Annotated in this window: 16 protein-coding genes; 2 read left to right on the forward strand and 14 right to left on the reverse strand. The window is 57.6% G+C overall.

Translation table 11 applies throughout. The features are described 5' to 3' along the window. Positions 1-270: 270 nt before the first annotated feature. The 11 genes from AC5JQH_RS02090 to AC5JQH_RS02140 all read right to left on the reverse strand — a co-directional run bounded on the left by AC5JQH_RS02090 (position 271) and on the right by AC5JQH_RS02140 (position 9,103). Complete coding sequence (locus tag AC5JQH_RS02090) at positions 271-1,050, reverse strand: helix-turn-helix domain-containing protein (protein ID WP_008174983.1); 780 nt, start codon at positions 1,048-1,050, stop codon at positions 271-273. A gap of 101 nt (positions 1,051-1,151) precedes the next feature. Beyond that, entirely contained in the window at positions 1,152-1,793 is a 642-nt protein-coding gene (gene tmk / locus AC5JQH_RS02095) for a dTMP kinase (protein ID WP_039882076.1), read from the reverse strand. Then, entirely contained in the window at positions 1,790-2,833 is a 1,044-nt protein-coding gene (gene mltG, locus AC5JQH_RS02100) for an endolytic transglycosylase MltG (protein ID WP_008174981.1), read from the reverse strand. Before mltG ends, tmk begins: the two co-directional genes overlap by 4 nt. A 5-nt stretch (positions 2,834-2,838) precedes the next feature. After that, entirely contained in the window at positions 2,839-3,657 is an 819-nt protein-coding gene (locus tag AC5JQH_RS02105) for an aminotransferase class IV (protein ID WP_008174980.1), read from the reverse strand. 8 nt (positions 3,658-3,665) lie between these two features. Continuing rightward, positions 3,666-4,913: a beta-ketoacyl-ACP synthase II gene (gene fabF, locus AC5JQH_RS02110; RefSeq protein ID WP_493805233.1), complete on the reverse strand. Its 1,248-nt coding sequence runs from the start codon at positions 4,911-4,913 to the stop codon at positions 3,666-3,668. A gap of 130 nt (positions 4,914-5,043) precedes the next feature. Then, entirely contained in the window at positions 5,044-5,277 is a 234-nt protein-coding gene (acpP, locus tag AC5JQH_RS02115) for an acyl carrier protein (protein WP_012136033.1), read from the reverse strand. Positions 5,278-5,410: 133 nt separating this feature from the next. Beyond that, the gene (gene fabG / locus AC5JQH_RS02120; protein ID WP_008174974.1) at positions 5,411-6,154 is read right to left on the reverse strand and encodes a 3-oxoacyl-ACP reductase FabG; all 744 of its coding nucleotides are present in this window, start codon (positions 6,152-6,154) and stop codon (positions 5,411-5,413) included. An 18-nt stretch (positions 6,155-6,172) separates the two neighbouring features. Beyond that, complete coding sequence (gene fabD, locus AC5JQH_RS02125) at positions 6,173-7,111, reverse strand: ACP S-malonyltransferase (protein ID WP_039882075.1); 939 nt, start codon at positions 7,109-7,111, stop codon at positions 6,173-6,175. 112 nt (positions 7,112-7,223) lie between these two features. Further along, positions 7,224-8,225, reverse strand: a complete 1,002-nt coding sequence (gene plsX / locus AC5JQH_RS02130; RefSeq protein WP_014577545.1) for a phosphate acyltransferase PlsX — start codon at positions 8,223-8,225, stop codon at positions 7,224-7,226. 43 nt (positions 8,226-8,268) lie between these two features. Beyond that, positions 8,269-8,448 carry a 50S ribosomal protein L32 gene (gene rpmF, locus AC5JQH_RS02135; protein WP_008174968.1) on the reverse strand — a complete coding sequence of 60 codons (180 nt, stop codon included), beginning with the start codon at positions 8,446-8,448 and terminating at the stop codon, positions 8,269-8,271. A 100-nt stretch (positions 8,449-8,548) separates the two neighbouring features. Continuing rightward, positions 8,549-9,103, reverse strand: coding sequence for a YceD family protein (locus tag AC5JQH_RS02140; protein WP_008174965.1), 555 nt, complete (start codon positions 9,101-9,103; stop codon positions 8,549-8,551). Between the two features lie 138 nt (positions 9,104-9,241). On the opposite strand from AC5JQH_RS02140, the gene AC5JQH_RS02145 reads away from it, so the two are divergent. Beyond that, positions 9,242-9,850 carry a Maf family protein gene (locus AC5JQH_RS02145; protein WP_273070921.1) on the forward strand — a complete coding sequence of 203 codons (609 nt, stop codon included), beginning with the start codon at positions 9,242-9,244 and terminating at the stop codon, positions 9,848-9,850. A 4-nt stretch (positions 9,851-9,854) separates the two neighbouring features. Here the strand turns inward: AC5JQH_RS02145 and AC5JQH_RS02150 are convergent, their stop codons facing one another. The 3 genes from AC5JQH_RS02150 to rluC are packed head-to-tail and all read right to left on the reverse strand — an operon-like array spanning position 9,855 to position 12,640. Next, positions 9,855-10,898 (reverse strand): S49 family peptidase, encoded by a 1,044-nt coding sequence (locus AC5JQH_RS02150; protein WP_493805234.1) that lies wholly within the window; start codon positions 10,896-10,898, stop codon positions 9,855-9,857. Positions 10,899-10,937: 39 nt separating this feature from the next. Further along, positions 10,938-11,585 (reverse strand): HAD family hydrolase, encoded by a 648-nt coding sequence (locus AC5JQH_RS02155; protein ID WP_493805235.1) that lies wholly within the window; start codon positions 11,583-11,585, stop codon positions 10,938-10,940. Further along, positions 11,582-12,640, reverse strand: coding sequence for a 23S rRNA pseudouridine(955/2504/2580) synthase RluC (gene rluC, locus AC5JQH_RS02160; RefSeq protein WP_493791033.1), 1,059 nt, complete (start codon positions 12,638-12,640; stop codon positions 11,582-11,584). The genes AC5JQH_RS02155 and rluC overlap by 4 nt, the downstream gene beginning before the upstream one ends. Before the next feature lie 595 nt (positions 12,641-13,235). Here rluC and rne point away from each other — a divergent pair. Continuing rightward, positions 13,236-16,469 carry a ribonuclease E gene (gene rne / locus AC5JQH_RS02165; protein WP_493791034.1) on the forward strand — a complete coding sequence of 1,078 codons (3,234 nt, stop codon included), beginning with the start codon at positions 13,236-13,238 and terminating at the stop codon, positions 16,467-16,469. Position 16,470 lies beyond the last annotated feature (1 nt).

Genomic DNA, 16,470 nt, shown 5'->3' on the forward strand with positions numbered 1-16,470 from the left:
AGGTTCGCTCGCGAAGCACAGAACTGACCTGCCGACAACGCGCTGCACTGTTCTTCTTGTTCACACGAAAATTGTTCCTTATCGGAACGGGATTGTTCAGTGACTCACCTGCGCGGCGTGATCCTCATCTCGGGTTCTTGACGCCAATGCAGTCAGCCATTCAAGCCAGGCTCCCAACCGCTATAAGTTAGTATTACTACGGACGCCAGGCTTACGAAATCCTACGATTCTTTTGCACAATCCTACGGTTGTAGGGCTCAGAACACGGAATCAGGCAGCGTAAGCACCCGCCTGTAGCCTGGACGGCGTGGTTCCCTTGTATTTTCGTAACGCGTTGGTCAAAGCGCTCTGAGATGAGAAGCCGGTTCTGTAACTGATTTCAGATACCGAGAGTGACGTTGAGACAAGAAGTTCAGAGGCCTGCTCCAGACGCGTCTGAAGAAGGAATTGATGGGGCGTTATACCAGCGGCATCCCTGAATACCTCGTGAAAGCGGCTGACACTGAGACAGGCCTTCCCCGCCATTTCCTCAACGGTGATTTTTCGGTGCAGGTTATTGAGGATGTACGATCGAACGACTTCCGGGCTTACGGGGTTCCGATCGGGAGATTGCGTCTGCCCGCCGGCTATCCTGTCGGCCATGCAGTAGAGAATACTGGTAGCCAGGTGCTGCTGGAGCGTTGCGTTCTCTGGCGCGCGATCAAATTCGGTAGCGGTGAACTGGACAAAGCCCTGCAAACGACTGTCCATTTGCAGGGTGCGCGGCTTCTCAAAGACTCGCATCATCCGCTCGTAATCCGCATGGGCCGGAGTGTTAAACGCGGGAGTCAGTGGATCAAGATTAATGACCAGAACATGGTTGGAGTGACTGCCACAAAAATCGTGCTGGGCTTCCGTGGGCACGAAACAGGCTCTCCAGGTATCCAGACGAGCCCCTGTCCCGTCGACACTCAGTTCGGCTTCCCCTCTGACACCGATCACGATCTGATGATGTTCGTGGCGGTGCTGATGCGCTGCGCTGGGGAGTTTTAGAAGTTTTGCGTCGACCATCAAGACTGCCAGTCTTTAATTGAGAATGTACATCAATTAAAGCAGAACCTTACAAAAAGTGCACGAATGAAGGCTAAACCTCCAAAACTACCAAGCTGGCCTCAGCCATGACCAGTCGGGCTCAATAAACCGGTAAGCAGCTGGACAACCTCCTCGGAAACCTGATTCAGTGGGCGCGCCGCGTTGATAATATGATATCTATCCGGGGCCTCATTGGCACGGTCGAGGTAGGTATTTCTGATTCGCTGAAAAAACTCCAGATCTTCCTGCTCAAACCGGTCCAGTTCACCCCGACGCCTTGCTCTGGCCATTCCGGTTTCCACTGGCGCATCGAACAATATCACGTGATCAGGACGGACGTTACCCTGAACCAGGTTTTCCAGCAATGCAATCCGCTCCTGCGACACACCGCGCCCACCTCCCTGATAGGCAAATGTGGCATCGGTGAACCGGTCGCACAGCACCCACTGACCAGCGTCGAGTGCCGGCAGGATTCTCGTATGTAAGTGCTGGGCGCGGGCTGCAAACATCAACAGCAGTTCCGTGGTTTCGTGAACCACCTCATCCCGGGTTGCCAGCAGCAGCTCGCGAATGTGCTCGGCCATGGGGGTGCCGCCAGGCTCACGGGTTACCAACACATCCACACCGAGGTTCTCGAGGGTACTGGCGGCATTCGCCAACTGAGTGGACTTGCCAACGCCTTCTGTACCTTCAAACGTAATGAATTGCCCTCTCATGCTCATTCTCCACCCTGCTTAACCGAGGAGCGGTAATCCTCACGTCGGTTAAGCTGAAACTCACGCACAGCCTTCTGGTGTTCCGCCAGTGTGCGTGAAAATTTGTGGGTACCATCGCCACGGGCAACGAAATAGAGCGCATCTCCATCATCCGGATGCAGGGTCGCGTGAATGGATTCACGGCCAGGCAGGGCGATGGGCGTTGGGGGCAGTCCATTGATTCTGTATGTGTTGTAGGGCGTGTAGGTGCGCAGATCCTTACGGCCGATACGGCCCTGATAACTATCGCCCATACCATAAATAACCGTGGGATCGGTTTGCAGGCGCATTCCCTTCTGGAGGCGGCGAACAAATACCCCTGCAACCTGGTCGCGCTCTTCCGGGGCGCCAGTTTCGCGCTCCACAATAGAGGCCATGATCAGAGCTTCATAGGGGTTTTCATAGGGCAACCCATCTTCCCGTGCTGCCCACTCCTCAGCCAGCACTGATTCCATACGGCTGAAGGCACGCCTCAGAAGATCCAGATCGGACTCGGTGCTGGTAAAGGCGTAGGTATCCGGGAAAAACCGCCCCTCAGGATGCTCCCCTTCCGCACCGACAGCCGCCATGATCTTTTCACTGGACCACTCGCCTGTGAGCTTTTGCAATCGCTCGGCGTTTGCCAGTGCTGCCCTCATATCCTGAAAAGTCCATCCCTCGATAAATTGCACATACCAGTGCTTGGTATCGCCGGAGACCATGATGCCAATCATGTCGACGGGACTCATGCCATCAAGGAATTCATACTCGCCAGCCTTGATCCGGGTCTGCCCAGGGTCAAGGCGACCATATAGCCTGAGCCACAGCCGGTCCGAGACCAATCCTTCATCTTCAAGGCGACCCGCCACTTCCGTGAAAGACGCACCCTGGGGAACCTGAAAAAGCAGCGGCTCTTCGAACTCGACTGGCTTTTCAAGGCCTTTCAAGCCTTGCCACACCCACAGACCGGTTCCCGCTGAGATCAGGACAGCAGCACAAACACACGCAAGCAATAACTTCTTGAACAAACGATTTATTCCAGTGTTTCGAGAGGATTGAAGATTGTCGCAAGTCCACCATCGACAGGCAAATCATGACCGGCAATAGTGCGAACCGGAACAAACCCAAGAACGCTATTCAGAAGAAATAGCCCATGGCAATCCGGACCGAGGACATCGTCTACAGCAACCGGACGCTCCGACACCCTTTCCCCCTGTTGCCTCAGCCGTTCAAGCACCCATTGCCTGAGAACGCCGGCAACCGCAAGGCTGGATGCCGGCGGTGTCACCCAGCCATCGCTTTGCCGGAGCAGAAGATTGGTGCGGGTACCCTCCACCAGATTGCCGCCGTGATCAGCCATGATGACCTCGAAAAGGGATGGCCCCAGTTCAGCGGCGGCCAATACCTGCTCGATCCGGTTCAGAGACTTGATACCTGCCAAGACAGGATTAACAGACAGGGGGACTTTCGAGAAGTCAACGGCCTCTCCGGCAATATCCGGCATCGGAGGCAACGGTGAAGCCGACACCAGCAGGTTTGGCTCCATCCCGGGAGCAGGCCGGTAACCCCGCCCACCGCTGCCCCTGGTCAGGGTCAGTTTGAGAATCCAGCCTTCCCCCCTGAATCGACCGGCAAAGCGCTGCGCCGCCTGGACACAAACGTTCGCCAGATCCCTTCGCGAAACCTCGATGCCCAACCGACCGGCATCACGAACCATGCGCTCAAGGTGTCGCGAAAGCAGGACTCCTTTCTGCTCAACCATGCGGATCGTTTCAAACAGCCCGTCGCCGTAGGCCAAACCGCGGTCATTGGCGGGCAAGCCACCGTCGTCAGCCCAGAAAAGACGAAACACGGCGGGGGTCAGCCTTCGTAGCGACGGAAAATCAGGGTGCCGTTGGTACCACCGAACCCGAAGGAGTTGGATAGGGCTACCCGCACATCCGCCTTACGGCTCGTGTGTGCCACAAGGTCCAGATCGCAACCCTCATCCGGATTGTCCAGATTGATGGTGGGCGGCAGGACCCCATCCCGAATGGCCAGAACCGAGAAGATCGCTTCCACAGCACCAGCAGCTCCAAGCAGGTGACCTGTCATGGACTTGGTGCTGCTCATGGCCAGCTTTTCGGCATGCGCGCCGAACACCCGACGAACTGCAGCCACTTCGGCCACGTCACCAACCTGGGTGGAGGTTCCATGGGCGTTGATGTAGTCGATTTCTTCCAGATCAAGGCCAGCATCACGAACTGCGTTCGCCATGGATCGGGCGGCGCCCTCGCCATCTTCGGGCGGCGCTGTAATGTGGTGGGCGTCGTCGCTCATACCAAAACCGACAACTTCACCGTATATGGTGGCGCCCCGCTCCTTTGCGTGTTCAAGCTCTTCAAGCACAACGACACCGGCGCCATCGCTGAGCACAAAGCCGTCCCGGTCTTTATCCCAGGGGCGGCTGGCCTTTTCCGGTTCATCGTTACGGGTAGACAGAGCCCGCGCAGCCGAAAACGCAGCCATACCGGTACGCGTCGTCGCCATTTCCGAGCCACCTGCCAGCATGACATCGGCGTCGCCATAGGCAATCGTGCGGGCCGCGTAACCAATGTTGTGGGTGCCGGTAGTGCAGGCTGTCACGATCGCAATGTTGGGGCCACGGTATCCGAAACGGATCGCGGCATTGCCGGAGATCATGTTGATGACAGAAGCAGGCACGAAAAACGGGGAAACCTTTCGGGGCCCCGACTTGTCCATGGTCAGGACGCTCTTCTCTATGTACTCAAGGCCGCCAATCCCGGAGCCGATTGCAATACCTACTCGCTCCCGATCAAGCTTCTCAAACGACTCCAGCCCACTGCTGTCAACTGCCTGCTGCGCAGCAATCAGGCCATAATGGATAAAGGCATCAAGCTTTCTGGCATCCTTCGGGGACAGGTAGGACTCCATGTCCAGATCCCGAATGGCCCCACCAATTCTGGTGTTATAGGCAGACGCGTCAAAGCGGTCGATCATACCGATCCCGCTGCGCCCGGCCTGAATCGCTTCCCAGGACGACGCCACACTATTGCCGACTGGAGACAGCATGCCCATACCTGTAATGACAACTCGCCGTTTAGCCATAACCTGTTGCACCTGAACTTGTCCGAATGAATCTGAACGCAGATTGAAGCTGATATTCAGCCAATAAAAAAGCCGTCCCTCGATGTTTCACAAGGACGGCTTTTTGCCTGGCTTACTTAATTGCAGAGTATCAGGTGTGCGCGACGATGTAGTCGATCGCGTCCTGAACACTGGCCAGCTTCTCGGCTTCCTCATCTGGAATCTCGGTTTCAAATTCCTCTTCCAGCGCCATAACCAGCTCAACGGTGTCCAGTGAGTCAGCGCCAAGATCCTCTACAAAAGAAGATGAGTTCTGAACTTCGGACTCTTTAACGCCCAACTGTTCACAAACGATCTTCTTCACGCGCTCTTCAACTGTACTCATAATGTCCTCACTTTGTGTGTCAACCAAGCAACTCTAGTGCTGCCAGTTTAGTTTAAACCCTACCTGCAAACAAGCAGGGATTCTGATAAACATGTTGTGCGACAAGGGGTTGCGCACAGACCCCGAAAGGGGCTTATCCCATGTACATTCCGCCGTTCACGTTGATGGTTTCACCCGTCACGTATCCGGCTGCATCTGATGCCAGGAAGGCAACCACGGCTGCCACTTCTTCCGGCTCACCCAGACGACCCGCGGGTATGATTTCCAGCATAGCCCCACGCTGCTTGTCGTCCAGTTTTTTTGTCATATCCGTGTCAATAAATCCGGGAGCCACGCAATTTGCAGTGATACCGCGGTTCGACATTTCCTTGGCCAGGCTTCGGGTAAACCCTTCAACCCCGGCCTTGGCGGCGCAGTAATTGCCCTGCCCCGCATTGCCCATACCGGCAACCACGGAGCTGATATTGATAATCCGGCCCCATTTGGCCTTGGCCATGCCACGAAGCACGGCCTTGCTGGTCCGATAGACGCTGGACAGATTGGTTTCCAGAACCGAGGCCCAGTCATCATCTTTCAACCGCATCAGGAGGTTATCACGGGTAATGCCGGCATTGTTGACCAGAATCAGGGGAGCCCCCGATTTCTCCGTCAGCTCCTTCAAACCGGCTTCAATGCTGGCAGGGTCTGCAACGTTCATGACCATGCCGTAACCCTTGTAACCGGCCGACTGGAGATCGTTGGTGATGGATTCTGCACCGGCTTCACTGGTTGCTGTTCCGACAACTTCGGCACCCTGCGCGGCCAGCGCACGGGCAATGGCCTGACCAATACCGCGGGTAGCACCGGTGACCAGTGCGGTTTTACCTTCCAGAGACATGAATAACTCCCTTTCGTTTCAGGACTGACCGAAAGCGTCCAGCGCCTTCGCCAGCGAATCCGGGTCTTCGATACTGTGAACGGCCAAAGCCCGGTCGATACGTTTGGCCAGCCCTGCCAAAACTTTTCCAGTGCCGCACTCGACTGCAACTTCGACATCATTGGAAACGAGGGCACGCACAGAGTCCGTCCAGAGCACCGGAGAATAAAGCTGCTTGAGAAGGTTGGCCTTCAGTGTAGCGGATTCGGTCTCGGCGGCAGCGTTAACATTTTGTATAACCGGGATGACAGCATCATTAAAGCGAACATCCTCCAACGCTTTCGCCAGTTCCTCCGCGGCGCCTTTCATAAGTGCGCAATGCGATGGCACGCTTACAGGCAATGGCATGGCCTTCTTCGCGCCTTTTTCCTTGCAGGCTTCAATAGCCCGTTCAACTGCGGCTGCCGAGCCAGCAATAACCACCTGACCAGGGGCATTGAAGTTTACCGCAGATACCACATCGCCCTGTGCCGCATCCTGACAGGCTGCCACAACGGCATCATCCTCAAGACCAAGGATGGCTGCCATCTTCCCTTCTCCAGCCGGCACAGCGTCCTGCATGAGCTCACCACGCAGGCGAACCAGCTTGACCGCTTCAACAAAATCGAGGCTCTCTGCCGCCACCAGGGCGCTGTACTCTCCCAGACTGTGACCGGCGAGAAAATCGGGAGAAGAACCGCCGGCAACAAACCACTGCCGCCAGAGGGCAATACTGGCCGTCAGGAGCGCAGGCTGCGTCACCATGGTTTTATTCAATTCCTCCGCCGGCCCCTTCTGGCAGAGATCCCAGAGGTCATAGCCGAGAACATTGGAGGCTTCGGAAAAGGTTCTGTCGATGATGGGCCAGGCTTCAGCGGCAGCCGAAAGCATGCCCACCGATTGCGACCCTTGTCCTGGAAAAATAAAGGCTGATTTCATAAGCGGGATCTTATCGTCATTGGGTGGTTACGTGAGATTAGCCAATAGTACAAGTTAGGCCAATTATCCGCGAATGCGTGGCCAAACCGGGACAGACTTTAGTCTCAGGCACTCAAAGCATGAGATCGTCGAGACGCTCGTTGATACGGCGGGGTACTTCCAGCTCAACTTCCCGAACGGCCTGTCGAATGGCCGACAACATGGCCCGCTCATTGGCGTTGCCATGACTTTTGATCACCACGCCCTGGAGACCGAGCAAACTGGCACCGTTGTGTCGGGAAGGATCCATCAATTGCAGAAGCCGACCGATAATCGGACGGGCCAGCAGGCCGACCAGTCGGCCGTAGAGATTTCGTGTGAAGGCCTGTTCCATCAGCTCTATGAGGAGACCGGCAACACCCTCGCCGGTTTTCAGGGCTATATTGCCGACAAAGCCATCACAGACGACCACATCTGCGACGTCCCGGAACAGATCGCTACCTTCCACATAACCGATGTAGTTGATGGTATCGCACTGGGCCAGCATATGAGACGCCAGCCGGACCTGTTCATTGCCCTTTATCTCTTCCTCACCGACGTTCAGAAGAGCGACCCTTGGTTCCGCCTGGCTGCAGATCGCAGAGGCCATCAGGGACCCCATCAGGGCATACTGATAGAGATTTTCGGCGGTTGAGTCGACATTGGCGCCGAGATCAAGGACGTGACAGCGCCCCCTGAGCGAGGGAATCAGTTTGGCAATAGCCGGGCGCTCGATACCCGGATACATGCGGATAATGGTGCGCCCAAATGCCATCAATGCACCGGTGTTACCGGCACTGACACAGCCCTGGGCCTCGCCATCGCGAACAAGACTCAGGGCGATGGCCATGGAAGAGTTTTTCTTGTGGCGGAGAGCGTGGGAGGGGCGCTCGTTCATCCGAACAACGTCTGCCGCCTCGACAATGCGAATTCGGGCGTGCCCCTCACGCAACAAAGCCTCGAGCTCGCTCCGGATTCCCACCAGAACGATGCTCAAGGCTTCGTTTTCACGCACCGCCCGCAGCGATGCGGCAACCACGACGGCAGCCCCGCGGTCGCCACTCATTGCATCAATCGTGATGGTGACCGGCTTCACCGTTCTGCCATCCGATTCGGGACGGTGCATAGCGGCAACGAGATTACTCGTCGCGTGCTTCGATTACCTGCTTGCCGCGGTAGAAGCCGTCCGGAGACACGTGGTGACGACGATGAACTTCACCAGTAGTCGCATCGGTGCTCAGAGCAGCGGCGCTCAGGGCGTCGTGTGAACGGCGCATGCCACGCTTGGAACGGGTCTTACGGTTTTGCTGTACAGCCATGATTATGCTCCTGACCTGTTAACGTAAACTTGAATTGCTGAATAAGTAACGTCTGTTCGTTAAATGTGCGCCGGTCTCCCGAGGGACGACCCACGCCCGGTTAATGCTTTGTCTTCTTGAGATCCGCCAGGACACTGAACGGATTCTCACCCGACTTTCTCACCGGCTCTGCCCCGGAGCTGTCAGGCTCGTAGGCTTCCAGATCTTCCCGGGCAGGACACTGGTCCCGTTCGTGAAGCGGAAAAGGTGGCAAAACCAGCAACAGCTCGTCTTCCACCATCGACCAGAGGTCCGCCGTAAAATCATCGGTCAAAAACGGCTCGAGTTCTTTCGGCAGCTGTTGCGCCTGCTCGTCACTGGTAACAAGACCCAGCTTGAACTCGGAGACCAGAGTCACGCTCATGGCGCCCATGCACCGCTGACACTCCAGATCAACCGGGGCCGCCAGCTCGCCCGAAACAACTCGACGACGCTCACCATCCATAAAAAAAGACAGTTTGACCCGGCACGCAGCGCCTTCCGAAAACCCGAGAACGGATTCCCGAAAACGGCCAAGCCCGCTGATGGGAATCACTCCCTCCAGTGTGCTGTTATGTTCCGCTAACCGGTAAGGATCAACAGATTTGGGCAACTCGGCGTTGGACGCGTTTGACATAGGCGCGCAATTTTAGGGGCGCAGCCGGCCGCTGTCAAAGACTTCGTTGCTTTTTCACGGGGGTTCCAGTGCAGATAGGTGTAATTTACGATAATCGCACAGCAGATGCACCGGCCAGGTACTTAAAGGACTCGATCAATGCCCCCAAAACCGCTTTTACTGGCGTCTTCATCACCTTACCGGAGAGCGCTCCTGGAGCGGCTTGGCTTGCCGTTCACCTGCGCAAGCCCGGATATCGACGAATCACCCCATGAAGGCGAGACCGGCGAGGCCCTGGCGACACGTCTGGCCGAGAGCAAGGCCCGCGAATTGGCGGACCGGTTCCCCGGCCACTGGATCATCGGCTCGGACCAGGTCGCCTGCCTGCCCGACGGCTCGGTACTGAGCAAGCCCGGCAACCACGAAATGGCGACAGAGCAGTTACGCCAGAGCAGTGGTCACAGGGTACTGTTTCTTACAGGCCTGGCGCTGCTCGACTCCGATTCCGGCAAAATCGACAGCCTTTGCGAGCCGTTTAACGTCAGGTTCCGGGAACTGGCTGATGAGGAGATAGAGGCCTACCTATTGCGGGAGAAACCTTACGACTGCGCCGGCAGCTTCAAGATGGAAGGCCTCGGCATTACTCTGTTCGAGGCCCTTGAGGGCCGGGACCCGAACAGCCTGGTGGGCCTCCCCCTTATTGCCCTGAACGCTCTGCTGAGGCAATGGGGCCGGAATCCCCTGCTGGAAAACCGGCCTGCCTCATAAGGCATTACCGAAGCTCGAGCCGGGACTCGACCAGTTGACTGGCGAAACCCTCGCCAAAGGCGACACCAAGCTGATCAACAATATCCTTGAACGGTGATTTGCGACGGCTGTAGTCCACCAGTTCCTCCTGACCTATGATCTGCCGAGCAACGTGTGATGCGCTGCCGAGCCCATCAGCCAGGCCAAGCTCAACGGCCTGCTCGCCACTCCATACCAGCCCGCTGAACAGGCGCTCATCATCCGCCAGGCGATCACCACGCCCTTGCTTGACCGCTTCGATAAACTGTTGGTGGGTGTTTTCCAGGACACTCTGCCAGAAAGTGACTTCCTCTTCCTGCTCCGGCGAAAACGGATCAAGGAACGCCTTGTTCTCACCGGCCGTGTAGAGACGGCGATCCACGCCGATCTTCTCCATAACCTCGGTAAAGCCGAACCCGCCAGCCACCACCCCAATCGAGCCGACAAGGCTGGCCCGGTTGGCATAGATCTCATCCGCGGCCGCCGCAATGTAATAGGCTCCGGAAGCGCCGATGTCCGAGATAACGGCGTAGACCTTTTTCTCGGGATATTCCTCCCGCAGGCGCTTGATCTCATCGTAGACATACCCGGACTGCACCGGGCTGCCCCCCGGGCTGTTGATGCGCAGAATCACTGCTACCGAGTTTGGCTCTTCGAAGGCTGTTCGCAGAGAACCTACAATATTGTCTGCACTGGCCAGTTCGTCGGCAGCGATCGGACCGTTTATTTCTACCAGAGCCGTGTGCTTGCCGGTTACACCCTCCAGTGAATCGCCCAGGGGAAACTTGATCAAAAACAGCAAGGCAATCAGGTAACCAAACGTCAGGAACTTGAAAAAGATACCCCAGCGCCGGCTCTTGCGCTGCTCAGACTGAAGTGACATGACGAGTTTTTCGATGAGCTTCCAGTCACGTCCGGACTCGGGCGGAAGCTTCGGCGACTTTCGCCCGAAAAACGGCTTACTTTCTTTTTCAGGCTCCACCGGTTTGTCACCCCAATCGGCAGACTTGTCAGATTCCCAGTCACTCATGTGCGCATCCTGTCAGCAACGTCAATGAATTCGGTCTGTTTACAGCCCCAGCACCCGCCGGAGGTCTGGCACGGATTCAACAATGGCATGGGGCGAATATTCACCCAACACATCCCGCTTGTGCACACCCCACTCAACGCCGATGGAGGGCATGCCGATACGCCGGGCCATATCAAGATCGTATCGGGTATCGCCAATCATCACTGCTTCCTCGGGCTCAATGCGATAGAAACGAAGAATCTCTTCAAGCATGGCGGGATCGGGCTTGGAGCGTGTCTCATCGGCACAACGGGTGATCTCGAAGTGGTCGCCAAGACCGCTGGAGGCCAGCGCAAAGTCCAGGCCGCGCCGGCTCTTGCCGGTTGCCACAGAACAACTGCGACCGGATCCTCGCAGATCTGCGACCACATCGGCCATACCGTCAAACACGTTTTGCGCCGTTGTCACCTTGCTGAAGAAATAGCGTCCGTATCCGTCGCGAATCCTGTTCATTTCTTCCCGACTGATACCGGGATAAAGCTTCTCCAACGCCTCGACCATGCCAAGCCCGATAATATCCCGGTACGCCTCACGCTCCAGGGCCGGAAAGCCCAGCTCGGTTGCCGCCTGATGCAGGCTGTCAGCAATATGCTCAACCGAGTCCACCAGGGTCCCGTCCCAGTCAAAAATTACTACTCTGACGTTCATTGATCGTTTCCTTTAAGACGCCCGGAAAGTTTCCTGAGCACGTCATTGAATGCATCGTCGTAAGGCGCCTCAAGGCGCACAGCCTCACCCGAGACCGGCAAGGTAAACTCCAGGGCCCGCGCATGCAGCATCAGCCGTTGCCCGCCAATGGACCGGAACGCCTTGAGGCTGACATCATCCATATACTTGTCGTCACCCGCAATCGGATGACCGGCCCAGGCGCTGTGCACGCGGATCTGGTGCGTACGACCGGTAATTGGCGACGCCTCGACAAGGGTGTAGCCCGCGTAATGCTCGAGGCAGCGGAATGTCGTCAGCGAGGCCTTGCCGGCAGCGTCAACCTTCACCCGACGCTCGCCATTGGGCATCTCGTAGCGCAGCAGAGGCACATCCACCCGGTCAACGCTGGCCGGCCAGTCGCCGGCGACCAGCGCATGGTAATGCTTGCGGATTCGTTTCTGGCGCAGCTCATCCTGCAGGTACCGAAGCGCCGACCGCTTCTTGGCCACCATGATCAGTCCGGACGTATCCCGATCCAGACGGTGAACGAGCTCCAGAAACTTTGCCGCCGGGCGTGCGGAACGAAGCACCTCGATCAACCCGAAACTCAGGCCGCTGCCGCCGTGTACGGCGATACCGGACGGTTTGTTGACCACCAGCATCTGCTCGTTCTCGAAAACAACCGCGGATTCCATCACGCCCTGCACCCGGGAGCCGGGCGCCACCTGATCAGGCTTTTCCTTTCGGGTGATCGGTGGGATACGCACCTGATCACCGGTTCTCACCCGGGAATCCGGCTTGACCCGCCCTTTATTGACCCGAACCTCGCCCTTGCGGATGACACGATAAATAATGCTCTTGGGCACACCGCGAAGCTGGGCAAGAAGGAAGTTGTCCACCCTCTGACCATCGTTGTCTTCGTCCACGGTAACCCACTGGACGCCCTGACGGACCTCTCCACGAACAGCCTGACTCTCACTGCCGGCCCTGCTGGTTTTTTTTGCCCTCTCGGGCCGCGGTTGGGCTGGCTTTCTGCTCGCAGACTTTCGAGACATGAAGTTCCTTGGCTACTGGAGTGACTGCAGGATTGAACGGCTGCATGAATACTGTTATATTCCGGCGTGCTTTGCCGTTTGTCTACGGCCTGACCAACTCAAGTCAGAAGCCGGAGCGGCAGAAGTATACCGACACTATTCGAGAGTTTGAACGCCGTGCACCCAATCACTACCGGGAACGGCGAGAGAAATGCTCCCGGAGGACCAGGACAGATCTTCGAAAGGCTGCATCCTGTACCCGGGAGAGAGAGAAACCGCGCGGAAAACCGCGGGCGACATCGCGAAGAATCACTGCCACCCAGGGCCGGGCCGTCCAGCATACGAATACGACGTGAGACCCAGGCACCTGAGTGAACCTGAAAACGGATAACATGCGTCAACAGACACGAACCTTACACGACCTCTCCCTGCCCACAGGCAGCCGGATCGTCGGCGTTGGTCTCAGACCGAAAGGATCAAACCCCAGAAGGGTCTGATTCGTCTGGCCGCCGGTCCGCCCTTGATGTAACAGGGCCCGCGGCACGCACATCCTGCTTCGCTGATGCGATCCCCTCCGGTTTTCTGTCAAATTAAACGACAGGAACTCTTTCTTTCCATGAAAAGAATGCTTATCAATGCAACTCATCCCGAAGAGTTGCGCGTCGCCCTGGTTGACGGCCAGCGTCTATTCGACCTTGATATCGAATCCAGCTCCCGCGAGCAGAAGAAAGCCAATATCTACAAGGGCCGCATTACCCGGGTCGAGCCCAGTCTCGAGGCCGCGTTTGTGGATTTCGGCGCCGAGCGCCACGGCTTTCTGCCGTTGAAGGAAATTTCCAAGGAATACTTCAAGAAGTCGCCCGGCCAGATCGAAGGCAAAATCAACATCAAGGACGTTGTTTCCGAAGGCCAGGAAGTCATCGTGCAGGTCGACAAGGAAGAGCGTGGCAATAAGGGCGCAGCCCTGACCACGTTTATCTCCCTGGCAGGTCGCTATCTGGTACTCATGCCCAACAACCCCCGTGCCGGCGGCATCTCCCGTCGCATAGAGGGCGATGAGCGGGCGCAGCTCAAAGAAGCGATGAACGATGTTCAGGTGCCGAAATCCATGGGCATCATCGTTCGTACCGCCGGCATCGGCCGTACCACTGAAGAACTCCAGTGGGATCTGGACTATCTGGTGCAATTCTGGGAGGCCATCACTCAGGCCGCCGGCGAGCGCAAGGCCCCCTTCCTGATTCACCAGGAAAGCAACGTTATCATCCGTGCGGTTCGTGACTACCTTCGCCAGGACATCGGCGAGGTTCTGATTGACGCCAATGGCGTCTATGAGGACGTCCTGAATTTCGTTCGTGCGGTCATGCCCACCTTCGAAAACAAGATCAAGCTGTACAAGGATGAAATCCCGCTGTTCAGCCGGTACCAGATCGAAGGCCAAATCGAGACCGCCTTCCAGCGGGAAGTGAAACTGCCCTCCGGCGGCTCCATCGTGATTGATCCGACCGAGGCCCTGGTTTCCATCGACATCAACTCTTCCCGCGCCACGAAAGGCCAGGATATCGAGGAAACCGCGCTCCAGACCAACCTGGAAGCGGCAGAGGAAATCGCCCGCCAGCTGCGCCTGCGTGACATGGGCGGTCTGATTGTCATCGACTTTATCGACATGACGCCTGCGAAGCATCAGCGGGAAGTTGAACAGAAGATTCGTGAGGCCCTGGAAATCGACCGGGCCCGGGTTCAGGTGGGCAAAATCTCCCGCTTCGGCCTGCTGGAAATGTCCCGTCAGCGCCTGCGCCCCTCCCTGGGAGAGACACGCAGCGAAGTGTGCCCCCGATGTGAAGGTCAGGGCACTATTCGTGGCATCGAGTCCCTCGCCCTGAGCATCATGCGCCTGATCTACGAGGAATCGTCAAAGGACAAGACCGGCGAAGTACGAGCCGTTGTGCCGGTTTCCGTCGCCACTTTCCTGCTCAACGAGAAGCGCAAGCAGCTGGCCGACATTGAAGCCCGCCAGGAAGTGAGCGTTGTCGTGGTGCCGGTTCCGCATATGGAGACACCGCATTTCGAAATCATCCGGATGCGTCAGGATGAAACAACGCCCGAGCACATTTCCAGCCATCAGGTGGCCCAGGAGTACAGCGAGCGTGAAGAAGAAATCTTCGAGGCGCCCACCCCTGAGAAGCCGGTACGCGAGCAGGCTGCGGTAAAAGCGATCCGGCCGAGCGCACCCGCACCCGCGCCTGCCCCGGCCGCACCGAAGGCTGATGAAACCACTGAACAGGAAGAAGGCCTCTTCCGCCGGCTGGGACGCAAGATCGCTGGCTTCTTTAGTGGCGAGGAAGAACAGAAAGTCGAGAATCGCGAGCAGAGCCAGAGCCAGCGCGAAGATCGTCGCAACCAGGGCCGTCAGGACCGTCGCAAATCCCGGGTAGCCCGCGGTGATGACCAGCGTGCAGGTGGCAACCGCAGTGGCAACGAACGTCGCCAGGGCGGCCAGCAGGGCCGTGGTGACGACAACCGTGGCCGCGGCCGCAACCGCAACGACGACCAGAACCGTGGCAACCAGAATCGCCAGGCATCCGAAAACAAAGGCCAGGATAATCGCGGAGGCGACAAGAAGAGCGCCGATAACAAAGGCTCTGAAAATCGTCGTGACAACCGTCGCGACAACCAGGGCCGCGGCCGCAACAGGCCCCAGCGCGACCCGAAGGATAATCGCGAGCAGAAGGACCAGAAGGATCAGGGCCAGCAGGATAATGCAGCCAAGTCCGGTCCAGCGGACAAGACCGGTTCAGAAGAGAAACGCAGAAAGCCACGTCGCCAGCGCAACCGCGACGGCTCTCCGTCTGATGCACCGGCGTCCGCTCCGGCTGATCGAAAAGCCGCTCGTAGCGAGAAGCATCAGAAGGACACGCAGCCGGAAAACGGTCGTGACGATGCCAAGCCCGAGGTGAAAACCGAGCAGGTAAAGGAAACCGTCAACAAAGCGTCTGACAAGCCTGAAACAAGGGCCGAGACTGCGCCGGCGGCCAGCGAAACACCGAAACCGGAAGCTGCTCAGAAAGAGCCAGTGAAAGAGCAGAAGCCCGAGAAGGCATCCGCAGACAAAGCGCCGTCGGAGAGCAAGCCGGAAGCGAAACCGGCAGCGGAAACAAAACCCGTTGCAGAGAGCCCGGTTGAAAAGCAGGAAGCTGTTCAAGCGAAACCTGAAAAAGCCGAGCCCGCCAAGGCTGAACAAAGCTCCGAACCCCTTGAGAAGCCTGAGGAAAAGAGCGAAAACGTTACCGGGCAGGCGCAAGGCGCAGCCACAGACAAAGAGCCTGCCAAGAGCACCGCGGCCACTGATGAGCCAACGCCGGTGACTGACCAGGCTCCCGAGAAAAAAGAGGCAGCTCCGAGGCCAAAGCCGGAGTCCAGGGCCACAGCCGACGGCGAACAAGCGCCGCGGGCGAAGAAGCAGCCGGCGAAGCCCAAGGAAGCGCCAGCCGCCAAGGCAGAACCGGAGGAGGCACCACAACCCGAGAAGGCTGAAAAGCCAGCGGAGGAGAAGGTAGCACCAGAGCGTAAGGCTCCCGAGGCTCAACCGGAGCCAAAGCAGCCTGAAGCAGCGCAGGCCAGCCCCGAAAAGGCCGAGCCCAAGAAAGCCGAGCCCGAAAAAGTTGAGCCCAAAACCGCAGAGCCAGTGAAGGAAGAGACGCCTTCCGCTCCGGAGGCAACAGCCAAGGACACGCCTGCCGATGCCCCGGCAGTCGACGTTCCTGTAACACCGGGCCGCGCTTACAATGATCCAAGAGAAGTCCGCAAGCGCCAGAAGGCCGCGGAAGAGGCCAAAAAGGCCGGGAGTAACTAAC

It is taken from the genome of Marinobacter sp. H13 (assembly GCF_059072335.1).